Origin of the sequence: Romboutsia sp. 1001216sp1, from assembly GCF_039841805.1 — a bacterium.
Classification (GTDB): Bacteria; Bacillota; Clostridia; order Peptostreptococcales; family Peptostreptococcaceae; genus Romboutsia_C; species Romboutsia_C hominis.
The window spans coordinates 111,432-127,079 of record NZ_JBDPHA010000001.1 but is presented as its reverse complement, the minus strand read 5'-3'; the positions used below and the strand labels follow the sequence as shown (position 1 = coordinate 127,079).

Sequence of the window (15,648 nt, the reverse complement as noted above, 5' to 3'; positions counted from 1 at the left end):
TAAAATAAAAATAATTGTATTTATAATCTAAGATTGCTATACTTATATAAATTTATTTAAAGGAGATTTTTAATGGGTAAAACTAAAAAAGAAATGAAGCAAGAACTTAATGATGCCAAGATTTATTTAAAAGAAGGTATTCAAAAAATAAATGAAGAACAAAGAATAAAAAAAGAAGAAAGAATAATTAATATAGAAAAAAATGCACAAACAGGAACAGTAAATTATTTTCATAGAAGTGCATGGGATACAATGAGTGAAAAAACGCTAAAGAGATTTAACCTATTTTTTAGATTTACTGGAGTTTTTTGCCTTACAGGTGGACTGTTAGTTTTCTTTGCTGCTGGAGATAAATTAGGTCTTATATTTTCAATACCTGGTTTATTTTTTACATTACTTGATGTTAGAAAATTTACTAGTTCATATAAAAACAATAAAAGTAATAAAAAATAGTAAATAAAATATTCAATTTTATATAATACTTTTTATATAACTTAAATTATAGTTATTAAATATTAGGCTATGTTTTAATACAATGTTGATATTACGAACAATTTCAATAACAAAAAAGTAGGGGTATACATTATATTTAATAATGATATAACTCCTACTTTTTGTTCGTATTATATTAATATTGTTAACTAAAACAATTCTACAAATTGGAATTTATTTTTATGACTTTTGATTTTAACGATTTGGTTGGTTTTTAATTTTATAATCAATAAAAATATTTATACCAGCAAGTAAAATCATTAAATTAATAAAATTTCTTTCTGATATTATATTTAATATTTCCAATGACCCTATTATTATAGAATAAAATCCTTTAATTAAATTTATGGAAAAATTAGTTTTATTATATTCCCCTTCATCCTTTTTATCATGTCTTTATTTTATAGTTGCAACCACAAGTAAAAATCCCAAAACTATCACTGATACACTTAATATTGTTATCATACTAATCCCCCTAAATTCCTATTTATAAGTATTATAAATAAGCTCTAAATCTTCTTTATTGCTAACCCATCGTTCATCAATATACCCACAATCACAGCAAACGCGTCTGCATGTCGATACAACTTTAAATTTAGTAATCGGTATATGGTATATCCCAGCTCCATCTTTAATTTCTACAACTTTAGTTGAACCACATTTTGAACATATTATATTATCTTTCATTGATATCCCCCGTTTTAAACTTTATTTTTTGAGCTAAAACAATAGAACTCATGAATTTCTATTTAACTATATAATATCAAAAGTACCATTATTTTCACATTATATAACAATTGCGTACTTGTTTTTATTATAGCATTATTTGTGTCCAAAAAAATATCTGTTTTAGTGGACACTTTGGGAAATGCACTTTCTGCTATAATTAAATTGATAATTTTTTAGTGATTTTAATTATCTAAAGGGGGATTTTTTTATGATAAAAGGTATATTAGATGATGAATATTTAATTAAGCCTATAACTTCTTCTAACAGAGATGAAATCAAAAATTTATATGATTTATGTTCTGATTATCATATTATGTGCAGTGGAAAAAATGCAACTTATGAGGATGTAGACAGTATTTTTGAATATAGTGATAAAAAAACATCAGAGGATTCATTAACATTGGGAGTATATGATAAATGTGATTTATTAGTTGGAATGGTAGATATATTTAAAAACTATCCTGATAATGGAACTTGGATGATAGGTTTACTTCTACTTTCACCAAATGAAAGGAATAAAAAACTAGGAACAATTATTCATGAAGAAATTAATAAATATGCTTTAATACAAGGAGCTGACACACTTCGAATAGGAGTAGTAGAACAAAATACTAAAGGTCTAAAATTTTGGAAATCCCTAGGATATCAGCAAATAAAATCAACAACTATAAATATGGGAGGTAAAGAGAGTAATTTAAATATATTGAATTTAATTCTTAAATAATTAAATATGTTCAACAAAGCATTGGTTTAGTGGCCATTTGTTTAACTATAAGTTTTGCTATAATTATTATAATATAAAATAAGGGATATGGAGGATAAAAAATGGAGATTAGAAAGATACAAATGCAAGATGCTAATAATTATTTAGATATGCTTTTAAATTTAGATAAAGAAACTAAATTTATGATGTTTGAGCCTGGGGAACGACCTACTGATATTAATATAGCAAAAAATATAATTGAAAAAAGTATAAATGGTGATAATTTAGTTTTAGTAGCTACTGATGATGAAAATATAGTTGGTTTTCTTTCTGTTCAAAGAGGCGTACCAAAAAGAATTAAACATACTGGATATATTGTTGTTGGAATACGTGAAAAATTCAGAGGTAAGGGTATTGGAAGTAAATTATTTTCAGAATTAGATATATGGGCTAGAAAAAATAATATTACAAGGCTTGAATTAAGTGTAATTTGTTCTAATACCGTAGCAAAACATCTTTATGAAAAGAATGGATTTGAAATAGAAGGAGTTAAGAAAAATGCAATGATTGTAGATGGTAAATATGTAGATGAATTTTTTATAGCTAAACTATATAATAATTAAACTATAAGATAAGAGAGCTAATATATAAAATTATAAAAAGTTTACTTATTAAGATTATTTTACTTATGCTCAACTAATTTATAAGAAACACATTTACACTTTGAAATTTAATTTAAGTGAGGTATATGATGATTGAAACTGATAGATGTATATTACGAGATTTTAAGGAACATGACTTAGAGTTATTTATGTCTTATAGAAATAATAAAAAATGGATGAAATATCAAAGCACGAAATCTTTAACAAAAGATGATTATAGAAAAGATTTGTTAGGTAATAAAGACATTAATAAAGGAATTAGACTTGCTATTAGTGACAGAATTACAGATACTCTTCTAGGTGATATTTATATTATAAAGAAAGCAAAAACTATTTCAATAGGATATACTATTAATCCTATATACTCTAGACAAGGATATATAAAGGAGTCTTTAAAAGCTATACTTCCAGTAATCAGAAAAAAATATCCGGAATGTGAAATAATAGCAATGACAAAAAAAGAAAATATTCCATCAAAAAATTTATTACTTAACTTAGGTTTTATATATGATGAATGGATAGATAAATTACAAAGTGAAGTTTATGTTTATACAAAAGGGGTAGAATGATATCTCTATTACATTATTTTAAGGTTCATTAGAAAGATAAAAAGTAGTATGTGAAGAATTTAAAGTAATATTTAAAATTTAAATTCTAATTTGCTAATTGGATTAATAATATTAATATATTGAAAATATAAAGGGAGCAAATAAATATGCTCCTATTTTTATATTAAATAATTAAATTACACAATATATTTAAGTATATTACAAATAAAGAGGGCTAAAATTAGCCCTCTTTATTATTTATAAAACTTACTTATTAAGATTATTGTACTTATGCTCAACTAATTCATAAGAAACACATTCACACTTTGAAATTTCCTCTAAAGAATAACCATAATACTCACTAAATACACTATCATCTAAAAGTATTTCAGCAGCAAATTTATTAGCTTGTTTTTCTAGTTTATCCTTAGATTGAAGTGTATTTCTAGATATAAATAATATATTTTTATCTTCATGAAGTATAGCATGACCAAGTTCATGGGCTGCTACTAAGTTAACTTCCTCATCACAAAGATTACTATCAATACATATAACTTTCTCACCGAATTCTTTAGTATAATATCCTCTAAGATTTCCCTTAAGAGGATAGCGAATATACAGTATATCTAAATAATCCATAAGTTCAAAAGGATTATTAGTTTTATATTTATTTATAAGCTTTTTAGCTTCATATTTAGCATTCATAAAATCTCCCCAATAACATTAATTATTTTCCCCTTAGTTTTGACTCTTGCTTTTTCTTAGCTAAAGTAAGAACAACTTCCATTGATTGCAAGAAACTATCTAGTTCTTCATCAGTCATAGGCTCACCATCAAACATTAAACTACCATGAGCTCCAATCTTTTTAAGCATTTTATCCATTTCTAATTTAACATCAGCTATTCCCTCATCTGATAAGTAGTTTTTATCATCAGTTCTAGCAAATAAATAATCAGTAGAAACATTAAAATAATTTGCCAATTTATTTAAAGTTTCACCTTTTGGTTCTCTTATTCCATTTTCATATCTAGATAGAGTTACCTTAGTGGTATCTAATTCTTTAGCTAACTCTTCAAGAGTCAACCCTCTTTCTTTTCTTAAAGCTTTTAATCTCATAGATAAAGTTTCCATTTTTTCACCCACCTTAATTTAATTATAGCAGAAGTAGTCCAAATGTATAACAAAATTATCTAAAAATACAACTTGTTACCATATTTTTACCCTTTGGATAAAAACATGTTGATATTTTACCTAAAGGGTAATACTATTAAATTATCAAGGGAAGTTACCAAAGTTTAAATAAAAATAATCATAAAATATATAAAGGAGTAAATATGGGATATAAAAGAAACTTAAAGGGGTTAAGGGTAAGTAAAGGATTTACACAAAAGGAGATAGCAAAGCTTATACATATGTCAAAAGTAACTTATGTAAAAAAAGAAAATGAGAAAAGCTCATTTACAGTTTATGAAGCATTAGATTTAGCTAAAATACTTGGAGTTAGTGTGGAAAGCATATTTTTAGGTAACAAATAAATTATCTAAATATGAAATAAATTTTAATAAAAAAATGGGGGATAAAATGTTTGATTTAAAGGTATTTAAAAGTAGTGAATATGGAGAAATAAGTGTAGTATTTGAAAATAATAAAGAATACTTTGAAGCCACTAAAGTAGCACAAATACTAGGATATACTAATCCTAGAAAAGCAATAAGAGATCATTGTGATAAATATATGGGAACAATTTATAGGGCAAAAGTAATAACTGGAAAAAATAAAGATGGAAGTTTAAAAACTAAAAATATAAATAAAAAATTTATAGATGAAGCAAATCTATATAGGCTAGTATTAAAATCTAAACTACCTAGTGCAAAGAAATTTGAAAAGTGGGTAGTAGAAGAGATTTTACCAAGCATAAGAAGAAATGGGGGATATATGAGTGATGAAACAGTAGATGAAATACTTAAAAATCCAGAATTTCTATTAAAACTAGCTCAAAAATTAAAAGGTGAAAAAGAAAAAGTAAAAGCACTAAACAAAGCTATAAAAGACTTTGAACCATATATAAAAATAGGACAAGTAGTAGGGGAATGTGAAGATGCTATAAGTATAGGGGCATTTGCTAAAATGCTAAATTCACTAGGAATAGATATTGGAAGAAATAGACTTTTTTATTGGTTTAGAGTAAATGGATATATTATGAATCAAGGAAATGAAAACCAACCAAAGCAAAAGTATGTAGAACAAGGACTATTTAAAACTCGTCAGTATGTAGTAAATACAAATAATGGTCAAAAGATAAAAGTAACTACTTATATAACAGGGAAAGGTCAAAAATATTTTATAAAAATTATAGGGGAGGAATTTGGATATGAGAAAAATTACAGACTTCATTAAGAAAAAAGAAAAAGAGGTAAACCTACCATTTGGAAGTGATGAATGTGGGAAGTTTTTAAAAGAAACCTATAAAGATACTTTAAATGAAGTAGTAGTGCTAGATGATGGGCTATATGAAAAAATAGAAAAATACAATAGCATAGTAGATAATATAAACAAGCTTGAAAAAGAAAAAAAGATAATAGAACATATTATTCAAAGCGAAATGAGAGAGTACGAAACAGCATTTTGTAAAGATAAAAAAATAACTTGGAAGAAAGTTATTAAAAATAGTATAGACACTAAAAGATTAAAAATTGATTATCCAGAAATAATTAAAAATTATACAAAAACAAGTACATCTAGAACTTTTAGAATGAAGTAGGTGAGGTTGTGGCAATATTTAGAAAGATACATACACAGTTTTGGAGAGATGATAAAGTATTAGAAGAATATACTCCAGAATGTAAAATATTTATGGTCTATATTCTTAGCAATCAAAATACTACTCAAATAGGAATATATAAAATAACTAAAAAACAGATAGCCTTTGAACTAGGCTATTCTGTTGAAACTATAAATACTTTAATGGACATATTTATAAATAAATACAAAACTATAAAATATAATGAAGAAACTAGGGAATTGGCCATTAAACATTGGGGAAAGTACAACCTAGATAGAACTGGAAAGCCAATGATGGATTGTATAAATAAAGAGCTAAAAGAAGTAAAAGATAAATCACTTATAAAATATGTAAGTGAGAGTATACCTAAAAAAGAAATAAAAGATTTGTTTGATATGTATAGTAATGACGACTCGTACTACCATACGTATAACGAGTCGTATGAAAATATAAGACAAGAAAAAGAAGAAGAAAAAGATAAAGAAGAATATAAAGAAGAAGAAGCAAATGATGTAGGTAGGTATGCTAAATTATATGAAGAAAATGTAGGTATTATAAATCAATTAGTTAGTGAGTGGCTAATTTATATAAGTGAAAATATTGATATAGGATTGTTTAAAAGAGCTATAGAAGTAGCTACTAATAGAGGACATGTTAATAGAGGATATATAAATGGCATTATAAATAAGTGGATAACTAACAATATAAGAAGCTTAAAGGATTTAAATGCTTATGAAGTAAGTTCTAAAAACAAAGGGGATAGGATAAATGAAAAGAGTAGATATATTAGAGAAATTGAAGACGAGCCAATATATCAAAAGCCAAGTGAAGAACAAATCAGAGAAATACAAAGACTCCTACAATGAGTATAGATGTGTTAAGTGTAGAGATTTAAAATTTATAATAGAAGATAATACTGCTATACCTTGTGAGTGTAGGGCTTTAAGAGAGTGTGAGGATATATTAAACAATAGTGGCATAAGTGACGAATTTAGGAAAAAGACTTTTAAAAACTTTAATTATGCTTATGATGTTCAGACAATAGATGCTTATCACAAGGCTTTAAGCTATAAAAAGAATTTTAAAGATATAGAAAAGACTAGACAAAACTCTATAATATTTATGGGGCAAGTAGGAAGTGGCAAGACTCATTTATCGCTAGCTATTAGCAATGATTTGATGGATAGTGGGGTAGGGGTTTTGTATATGCCTTATAGGGATGTTATTATATCTCTTAAGCAAAATATTATGGATGAGGAGTATTATAGAAAAGCTGTTGGCAGGTATAAAAAGGCTAGGGTGCTACTTATTGATGATTTGTTTAAGGGTGGTATTAGCAAAAGTGATATAAATATTGTATTTGAGATTATTAATTTTAGATATTTTAATAATTTGCCAATGATTGTTAGTACGGAAAAGAGTTTTGATGAGCTTGTTGAAATTGATGAGGCTATTGGTAGTAGGATTATTGAGATGAGTAAGGATTATTTGGTGAGTGTTAAGGGGAAGAAGTTAAATTATAGGATATATGGATAAGGAGGAACGATTCGTTCCTCTTTGTTTATGTGGTAAATTTATATGATAATATAGTTATTTATTTATGTTAAGGTTGTTATTATTATTGAAATCTACGAGTATTTACGTAGAATTAATATAAGATGTATTTAAATTGTGGACAGGGGTTCAATGCACATCGTCCTCACTATTGAAATCCATGAACACTCATATCCATTAGATATGAGTGTTTGCTTAATTTTAATTGAATTGGAATAATAATACAAATATAAAGTGTAAGAGATTATTCAAGGGTATTATATTATTGTATCAAGAACACTTAGTTTTTCTATATATTATTCAAAAAATAATTCTTCATATCTGTTTGATTTTGAAAAGATTATATTTACAATTTGTATACATGAAAAATAAAAAATTCACCATTTATTTAGTGATATAAGATAGTTATATGATAAAATATAACAAGCATAGATTACATTATTTGGTAATATAAGGAGGAGTATCGTTGATAAATAAAGACACATTGTTTGAGATAATATGTGATATAGTGCCACAATATTATAAATCTAAAAAAGGTATAGGTAATCGTATAATTATTGACTTAGATGGTGATGAGTATAGTTTATACTCATTTAGAGCTAATACTCCTAAATTAAGCTCTTTGATTAGATTTATAAAAGATGAAGCAAAACAATTTTTAAGTTTAGACTTAGGTTCTATTCATCTAGAAAGACAATTAATTGAGAGAAATATAGTTAATAAGTGGATGAAGATTAATAATTATGATGAAAATTGGTTTGAATTTTTCGATTTTTGTAATTCAATAGAATATAAGACATATGAAAATTCTAATATAGGATTTACATTTATATATAAGCCAAATATTACAACAAGTTCTATAAGTATACTAACTGAAAGTACAAATCAGAAAATATTAGATGTATTAGCAGAATCACAGCATACATATATTAAAGTTGGAAAGTCATGGAATATATTAGAGTATGGTTATATAAATACAGGAGAAAATTATAGTCCAGATGAAAAGTATCGAATTATACCTAGTTTTTTAGAACCATATCAATCAATTCTAGGTAATGAAGAATGTGGAATAACAAGAACTAAAAGAGGAGATCTGATTTTATATAGTAAATATGGAATATTAGCATCATGCAGAAAAGGTCAGTGGAAGATTTATGATCCTTATACTTTTAAAAATTCGGTTGGCGATATACTAGATTTAAATTATTATATGGGCTGTAATCTAACATCAATCTTATTTGATTTAAGCTATAAAAGGCATGGTGCATTAATCTTATTTGATATTAATAATACTATTGATGATATTATATTAAATCAAAATAGTATATTAAATAAATCAACAAATCCTTTATATAAAATATTAGAGGAAAGTTTAGGAAAAATAAATTTAAATGCGACATGTACAAAAGATTTACACAAACCACTAATATTAGAGTTAGCATCTGTAGATGGTGCAATAGTCTTTGATAAGGAAGGTAAGTTAAAATCATTTGGATCCATTATAAAGAATCACGATAATGCAGATAACGAAGAAGGTGCTAGAAGTACAGCAGCAAAGTCTGTATTTAACTATATGAAGTCACCTGTATTTAAAATAAGTTCTGATGGAGAAATATCAATTCTGTTCAATAAAAAGTCAGCAGTAAGGCATGGTGAGAGTGAAGATATAAAATTATCATTTTTATAAATTTTAACTTAGATTAACTTAAAAAACTTCATATGAATTATAGAATATGGTAGTTTGTAGAGTATATTAATTAACTAATAGTACGACTAAATAGTTAATGACTTTTCAGTAAAAATTGAACATATAATATTGATAAAAATACTGACTTTAAAGCGTAGGCTTTTGGTGAGTATTTTTTTATGAGAGTATATTTTGGATTTTGGGGAGAGTTTTAGTATGCATAGCTTAAAACTCGATGATTTAAAAGTCTCAAATTGAAATGTTTTTACTTTCTAGATGTTTAAATTGATCTAGAAAATAGGAATAAAGTATTAATTTAAAATTGAATAATACATGCTAATAAAAAGCATGCAATTGTAAATATATGGGTGTGAATGATATAATTTAGTTAAAAAGTACTATGTAAAAAAGGAGAATTTTATATGGCAGATATTCAAAATCAATTAGAAGAATTTCATGAAAATATTAAATTAGGTAGATTTAAAGAAAATAAAGAATTAAGGGATAAGAGAGACATAATAACTAATAAAGTAGAAAAAGGACTAAAAAAATATTTTGATAATAATGATATAGATACACCGTCAATAGATTTTATAGATCAAGGAAGTTACGCAGTTGATACAGGAATAAAACCAAAAGATGGAAATTATGATATTGATGAAGGTGTGATAATTGGTTTATGTAAGGAAGAGTATGAAGATAATCCAACTATATTTAAAGAAGTTATTGAGGATATTATGAAAAATCATACTAAAATACCTCCAAAAGTAAAAAAACCATGTGTTACAATAACATATTCTGAAAATGAAGAACCAACTTATCATGTTGATCTTCCTGTGTATTTAAGGTCTAGCAAAGATGATAATTTATATTTAGCATGGGGGAATAAGACGTCGAAAGAAAATAAAGAATGGAAGTTAGCAGACCCAGAAGGACTAAATAAGCATATTCGAGAGGCTTTTTCAGATAACGATAAAAGACAATTTAAAAGAATTGTTAGATATTTAAAAAAGTGGAAAGATAATAAGTTTGCATCCGAGTCAAGCGATGGAACTCCACCGAGTATAGGTTTAACAATTATTGCAGCAGACAAATTAAATCCTGTGCATGAGATAAACACAATTACAGGGAAAGAAGTTCCAAATGATTTAAAGGCTATGAAATATCTTGTTGATGATATTAAATCCTTGTTTAATTATGAATATTGTTGTGAAGAGAAAGAATGGTTATATACTATAAAGTATAATCTTCCAGTTGGAGATGAAAGTAATGTATTCTTTAAAATGACTAATAAAAAAATGAATTCTTTTTACAAAAAAGTAGAAGATCTTCAAAATGCAATACAGTTTGCTCTAGATGAGAAAGATCCTAATAAAGCATGTACAGAGTTAGTAAAATATTTTGGATGTGACCTTCCTATTCCAGAATCTACAGAAAATAGATATAAAACAGTAGGAGCAAGTAGTGCACCATCTTCTAATTTTGCATAGGAGTGAATAGATGATAGAAGAAATATTAAATAAAAAGAAATATTTGAGAAATATAATAAAAGAAAAAAGTTATGTATATACTTTTTCCTTTATTTTTAGAAATGGATATGAAATTCCATTAAAAATGTATATTAATAAAAAAAGATTTCCATTTGAGCTTCCACTAGTGTTTATAGATTTAGATAAACAAAGTTATATACCCGCTATCCCGCATATAACATCTTCTGGATATATATGTTATCTAGACGAAGAAGGTGTGGCTTGGAGTGACAACATTGAAAAAATATTTGATTTTATATTTAAAAGAATTGAATCTGTATTTTTACAACAAGAGTCTAAAGAGGGAATTCACAGAGAGTTTCAATATTATTTTTCACAAGTTCCAGATAAAGAAAGGATATTTTCATTTATATCGCAAGGAAAAGTTACACGTAAGATAAAAGCATTTGTATTTAAAGAAAAGAACTTAAAGTTTATTTGTGACACAAGTAAATTAGAAGAGGATAATATAGGTGATGGTCAAATTGTGAATGCACTTTATATTCCTTTTAATAAAGAATTAGATTTATATATTCCAAATAAGCAAAAGTTTTGGACAGGAAGTGAAATTGAATGTCTAGTGAAAAGATGTGTATCTAAAGATAACCTTAAAAAGATAAATGATTTAACAAAAAATTGTAAAAAAATGATATATATTTTAGATATTTTATTAGCTGGAGGAGAAAATGTTTTAGTTGGCATAAAGTATGAGGGTAAAATAAATAAAGGAGAGTCACCTATATTAAAATATGCAAATGAATATAAAATAACACCTATTTATATAGAACGGATTGATGATAAAAAGATATTAACAAGGGGAGGTGCAATTACAACTGGTGATCAATATAATATACTTGTAATTGGATGTGGGTCAGTAGGGAGTGATACAATATTTCAACTTGCAAGGTCAGGGTTTAAAAAGTTTACTTTAGTAGATAATGATTCTTTTAGTCAAGATAATGTATATAGGCATTTTCTCGGAAAATCTATAGAAGAAAAAGATAGATCTAAAGTAGTTTTAATGAAAAAAGAGTTAGAAAGTAGATATAGAGATATTGAATGTATATCATTAAATTCAGATATATTTACCTTATTGGAAGAAAAAGAAATAGACTTATCAGATTATGACTTGGTAATTTCAGCAATAGGAAATGTTAATAAAGAAAGACTATTGAATAAATATATTCTAAAAACAAAAGTTCCTGTAATTTATACTTGGGTAGAGGCTTATGGGATAGGTGGACATGCAGTATTTATAAATAAACATGGATGCTATAACTGTCTATTTACAGAGGATTTAAGGTGTAAAGTAAATTTTGCAGGTAAAAGTGAAGTGCCTTTTACTAAAAATTTTGGTGGATGTTTAGGTACATTTACTCCATATGGAGGCATGGATTCTATGCAAACTTCAATAATGACAGCTAGATTAGCTCAAGATTATCTGATTAATAATAGATTAGAAAATGCAATAGTATCATGGAGAGGTAATGCAGACAGATTTTTAAATGACGGATATACACTAAGTGAAAGTTATTATGACTTTTATTTAGGAATAGGGGAGCGTCATGATGTAAAATTAGAAGGATGTGCTTATTGTAATGATACAAATTAGCTATAAGGAATATGAAATTAAAATTAATAATGAAATTATAGAAATAATGAAGAATTATATTCAAGTTAGAAATTTGCCTGAAAATGGAGGAATGCTAATCGGATCTGCAAGGGCTGATGCAAATATAATTGAAATAAATGATATCACAGAACCACAAGAATTAGATAAATCAAGTAGATTCGGATTTCATAGATCAGATGAACATAATAAAATTTTAAGAAAGAAATGGATTGAGAGTGAATACAAGAAAATGTACTTAGGGGAGTGGCATACACACCCTCAAGATACTCCTAGTCCATCTTTTTTAGATAAACGATCATGGAAAAACTTATTGAAATACAGTATTTCAGATAGTAAAATATTAATTTTTATCATAATAGGATTTAATACTATCGAAATTTGGGGTGGAGATAGAGAAAGTAAGATTATAGAACGGTGTGGTAGTATTTCATTATAGAATGAAAAAGTTTTGATTTATATATATTTTCATATAAATTTAGTGGGGATGATGATATATATAACTAATTAAAAAAGATTTTTATGATATATTAAATACGTATTAAACAAAATATAATATAGGAGGTAAATGAATGAAATATAGATGGTTACACTTATCAGATTTACATTCATATTGTACTGGAATAAAAACTAAGATAATGAGAGATGATCTCATTAAAGAAATAGAGGAATTAGATAAGGAAGATAAATTTGATTTTATTATTATAACTGGAGATATAAGTGATAAAAATAAAGGTTATGATTTAGCAGAAGAATTTATTTCAGAGCTAATTTATAGAATTGGTATACATAAAAATAGAGTATTTATAGTACCTGGAAATCATGATGTAAATAGAGATATACCAAGTAACAGAGAAGATATAGTTAAAACACTATGGGATGGAAATATAGTAGATCAAGTAGAGGAAAATATAAACATAAGTACATTAATAGATGCTCAAGATAATTTTTTCACAACATATAAAAATATTTTAGGTAGGGAGTATCCAAAGGATAAAGTACATTTTATTGAGAAAGTAGATGAAGATATAAATATAATACATTTAAATACATCATGGATGTGTTATGATTCAAAAATAGAAGACGGTAAAATTTGTATTGGTTTAAATAGTGTATATAATTCTTTGAAGGATATAAATAGAGAAGCCTTTAATATTGCTATAGGACATCACAGGCTAGACGATTTAAATTTACAAGAAAGAAATAATTTGAAATCTATATTTAGAACAAGTGGCATTGATATGTATTTAGGAGGTCATTGTCATAAAGCAATTGTAGAACACGATAGAAGTGTAGATATGGAATTATGCTTTTGTAAACAAGCAAGAGCTGAGGCTGATGAGTATCCTGCTGGATTTGTTGTTGGAAATATAGATGTTAATAATAATCAAAGTTATTATATGTTTTTTAATTGGAGTACAAAATTTGCAAAATGGATGTATGATTATTCAGTAGAATCTGCTAAGCATGGGAAATATTATTTAAGAGGGGAAAAATACAATAAAGAAAAATCTAAAAAAGTAGATACTATTATTGATTTTAAGTTAATGGGGGTACCATTAGACTATGAAGATATAAAAAATAGATATAATCTTAAAAATACATCTGACTATAAATTTGGACATAAAAATATTTCTCCAAAATCAAATGATGAATGGGATAAATATTTAAAAGAACTGAAAACGTTTTACAATTCAATAATTTCGGATATTAAAGATGATAATATTCATATATTTCCTATTGCACAAATACCACTACTTGTTGCATTAGGTTATTTGATGCAAAATGATTCACCAAACATAAAAATCTATCAATATAGTGAGAATGATATGAAGTGGGTATTTGATGAAAGAGATGATAATATACCAATGGAAGAGAGTTTCATTAATGAAGATAATAATATTTTGGCGGTAGCGATAGAGGTAAGTTCAGAGATTAAGAAAGAGGATATTAGCCAAGTTATGAAAACAAATTATGATTTATTGTCATTTAAAGTTGATAATCCAAGATTAGGGTATTTAAATTATAGAAATGATGTAGTTAAGATGAAAAACATGGTTAAGAATAAGTTAGATGGAATATATGGAAAATATAAAGAGATCCACTTATTTATTGCAGCACCGGCGGGATTATGTATAGAAATAGGAAGAGTAATAAGAGAAAGTATGTATCCTGATACATATATATATAATTATAATAAAAATGATGAGGTACATTATACACAAATTTGCAATTTAAAAAAATTAAAATCAATGTCAGAAATTAGGTAATATAGTGAGATTAGCAAGTTGATCATTTCGTATAAGTCAAGGACAAACTATAAAAGAAAATGTTAAAGATAAAAATATAACAGAATCACTAGTAATAAATTTAGAAATTGGAAATCTGGATAGGTTTGATGAGGAAAATATATTGATAGATACATTAATAAAAGAATTAGATAGATGCACTTTAATATATGGGATAAAATAAATGGTATTCTAGAAAAAGAAGAGTATAAAACTGTTAATGAGATAATAAAAGAAAGTACAAAACTTGTAAAGCAGTTTAATAAAATAATTTATAGGATAAAAGTAAATGTGGGTAAATGTTTAAAATACACGAGTGATGATTTCTAAATTTATGAACTCATTGATTATTTTAATAAACGATATAGTAATTTAGAAGAAAGAAATTAAGATTTAGAAAATATTATTAAAGAATTTTTAATTGTAGTTACACCAATATAACCTGAAAGTGAAATAAAACAACTATTGAATTATATATCTAAGAATAGCATTGACTCAATGAAATCTACGAAAAAGGTATTGACCATATTTAGTTAATATCTTTTTTTATTTTGAAAATTATTGAAATAAAGTATTATTTGTATTACTATATATAATACAAATAATACTTTATTTTAGTTTCAAAATATTTTGAAATCGAGGTGTTTTGATGATTATTAATTTAAATTTTGAAAGTGAAGTTCCTATTTATTTACAACTTAGAAATGAGATTGTAATAGGAATTGGTAAGGGAGAATTTGTTCAGGGAGAAGGTATTCCTACTGTTAGACAAATGGCTGAGGATCTAGGGATTAATCCTATGACAGTCAATAAGGCTTACGGACTTTTAAAAAGAGAAGGTTTTATCACAATTGATAGAAGGCATGGGGCTAAGGTTAACTTACTTTCTGGTGGAAAGTTGGAGTTTAAGGAAAAGTTAGAAGAAGACTTGAATTTGGTTATATCAGAGGCGAGTATCAAAGGTGTAAAAAAAGAAGAGTTTATGGATATGTGTGAGAATATATTTAGTCTGATGAAATGTGTGTCTTTAGATAGCAAATAGG

At 26.0% G+C, this 15,648-nt stretch carries 19 protein-coding genes; 16 read left to right on the top strand and 3 right to left on the bottom strand.

Translation table 11 applies throughout. The annotated features are described in order from the left end of the window. Window positions 1-72 precede the first annotated feature (72 nt). Window positions 73-453 carry a hypothetical protein gene (locus ABHC41_RS00620; protein WP_271891925.1) on the top strand — a complete coding sequence of 127 codons (381 nt, stop codon included), beginning with the start codon at window positions 73-75 and terminating at the stop codon, window positions 451-453. A 522-nt stretch (window positions 454-975) separates the two neighbouring features. Here ABHC41_RS00620 and ABHC41_RS00615 read toward each other — a convergent pair. Beyond that, window positions 976-1,179, bottom strand: coding sequence for a hypothetical protein (locus ABHC41_RS00615; RefSeq protein ID WP_240276009.1), 204 nt, complete (start codon window positions 1,177-1,179; stop codon window positions 976-978). A gap of 250 nt (window positions 1,180-1,429) precedes the next feature. On the opposite strand from ABHC41_RS00615, the gene ABHC41_RS00610 reads away from it, so the two are divergent. The 3 genes from ABHC41_RS00610 (at window position 1,430) to ABHC41_RS00600 (ending at window position 3,155) form a co-directional block, all read left to right on the top strand. After that, on the top strand, window positions 1,430-1,945 hold the full coding sequence (locus ABHC41_RS00610) for a GNAT family N-acetyltransferase (RefSeq protein WP_271891923.1): 516 nt from the start codon (window positions 1,430-1,432) through the stop codon (window positions 1,943-1,945). A 101-nt stretch (window positions 1,946-2,046) separates the two neighbouring features. Continuing rightward, a complete protein-coding gene (locus tag ABHC41_RS00605) occupies window positions 2,047-2,547 on the top strand; it encodes a GNAT family N-acetyltransferase (protein ID WP_271891922.1) in 501 nt (166 codons plus the stop codon). A gap of 128 nt (window positions 2,548-2,675) precedes the next feature. Further along, the gene (locus tag ABHC41_RS00600) at window positions 2,676-3,155 is read left to right on the top strand and encodes a GNAT family N-acetyltransferase (RefSeq protein ID WP_195580982.1); all 480 of its coding nucleotides are present in this window, start codon (window positions 2,676-2,678) and stop codon (window positions 3,153-3,155) included. A gap of 246 nt (window positions 3,156-3,401) precedes the next feature. Here the strand turns inward: ABHC41_RS00600 and ABHC41_RS00595 are convergent, their stop codons facing one another. After that, entirely contained in the window at window positions 3,402-3,839 is a 438-nt protein-coding gene (locus ABHC41_RS00595) for an ImmA/IrrE family metallo-endopeptidase (protein ID WP_166505152.1), read from the bottom strand. A gap of 22 nt (window positions 3,840-3,861) precedes the next feature. Then, entirely contained in the window at window positions 3,862-4,266 is a 405-nt protein-coding gene (locus ABHC41_RS00590) for a helix-turn-helix transcriptional regulator (RefSeq protein WP_092926454.1), read from the bottom strand. Between the two features lie 203 nt (window positions 4,267-4,469). Here ABHC41_RS00590 and ABHC41_RS00585 point away from each other — a divergent pair, with 203 nt between their 5' ends. The 12 genes from ABHC41_RS00585 to ABHC41_RS00530 all read left to right on the top strand — a co-directional run bounded on the left by ABHC41_RS00585 (window position 4,470) and on the right by ABHC41_RS00530 (window position 15,647). Then, entirely contained in the window at window positions 4,470-4,670 is a 201-nt protein-coding gene (locus tag ABHC41_RS00585; RefSeq protein ID WP_092926452.1) for a helix-turn-helix domain-containing protein, read from the top strand. Between the two features lie 46 nt (window positions 4,671-4,716). Beyond that, window positions 4,717-5,532, top strand: coding sequence for a phage antirepressor KilAC domain-containing protein (locus ABHC41_RS00580; RefSeq protein WP_271891916.1), 816 nt, complete (start codon window positions 4,717-4,719; stop codon window positions 5,530-5,532). Further along, window positions 5,507-5,896 (top strand): hypothetical protein, encoded by a 390-nt coding sequence (locus tag ABHC41_RS00575; RefSeq protein ID WP_271891914.1) that lies wholly within the window; start codon window positions 5,507-5,509, stop codon window positions 5,894-5,896. The genes ABHC41_RS00580 and ABHC41_RS00575 overlap by 26 nt, the downstream gene beginning before the upstream one ends. Window positions 5,897-5,904: 8 nt before the next feature. Continuing rightward, window positions 5,905-6,783 (top strand): DnaD domain protein, encoded by an 879-nt coding sequence (locus tag ABHC41_RS00570; protein ID WP_271891912.1) that lies wholly within the window; start codon window positions 5,905-5,907, stop codon window positions 6,781-6,783. Then, a complete protein-coding gene (locus tag ABHC41_RS00565) occupies window positions 6,743-7,453 on the top strand; it encodes an ATP-binding protein (protein ID WP_271891910.1) in 711 nt (236 codons plus the stop codon). Before ABHC41_RS00570 ends, ABHC41_RS00565 begins: the two co-directional genes overlap by 41 nt. A 484-nt stretch (window positions 7,454-7,937) precedes the next feature. Next, entirely contained in the window at window positions 7,938-9,158 is a 1,221-nt protein-coding gene (locus ABHC41_RS00560; RefSeq protein WP_271891908.1) for a diadenylate cyclase, read from the top strand. 422 nt (window positions 9,159-9,580) lie between these two features. Continuing rightward, on the top strand, window positions 9,581-10,648 hold the full coding sequence (locus ABHC41_RS00555; protein WP_271891906.1) for a cyclic GMP-AMP synthase DncV-like nucleotidyltransferase: 1,068 nt from the start codon (window positions 9,581-9,583) through the stop codon (window positions 10,646-10,648). Window positions 10,649-10,658: 10 nt separating this feature from the next. Then, window positions 10,659-12,299 (top strand): ThiF family adenylyltransferase, encoded by a 1,641-nt coding sequence (locus ABHC41_RS00550; protein ID WP_271891904.1) that lies wholly within the window; start codon window positions 10,659-10,661, stop codon window positions 12,297-12,299. Continuing rightward, window positions 12,286-12,756, top strand: coding sequence for a Mov34/MPN/PAD-1 family protein (locus tag ABHC41_RS00545; RefSeq protein WP_271891902.1), 471 nt, complete (start codon window positions 12,286-12,288; stop codon window positions 12,754-12,756). Before ABHC41_RS00550 ends, ABHC41_RS00545 begins: the two co-directional genes overlap by 14 nt. Before the next feature lie 133 nt (window positions 12,757-12,889). Next, window positions 12,890-14,587 carry an SAVED domain-containing protein gene (locus tag ABHC41_RS00540; RefSeq protein ID WP_271891900.1) on the top strand — a complete coding sequence of 566 codons (1,698 nt, stop codon included), beginning with the start codon at window positions 12,890-12,892 and terminating at the stop codon, window positions 14,585-14,587. A 174-nt stretch (window positions 14,588-14,761) separates the two neighbouring features. Continuing rightward, entirely contained in the window at window positions 14,762-14,935 is a 174-nt protein-coding gene (locus ABHC41_RS00535) for a hypothetical protein (protein ID WP_271891898.1), read from the top strand. 319 nt (window positions 14,936-15,254) lie between these two features. Beyond that, window positions 15,255-15,647 (top strand): GntR family transcriptional regulator, encoded by a 393-nt coding sequence (locus ABHC41_RS00530; RefSeq protein WP_166505164.1) that lies wholly within the window; start codon window positions 15,255-15,257, stop codon window positions 15,645-15,647. The last annotated feature ends 1 nt before the right edge of the window (window position 15,648 follow it).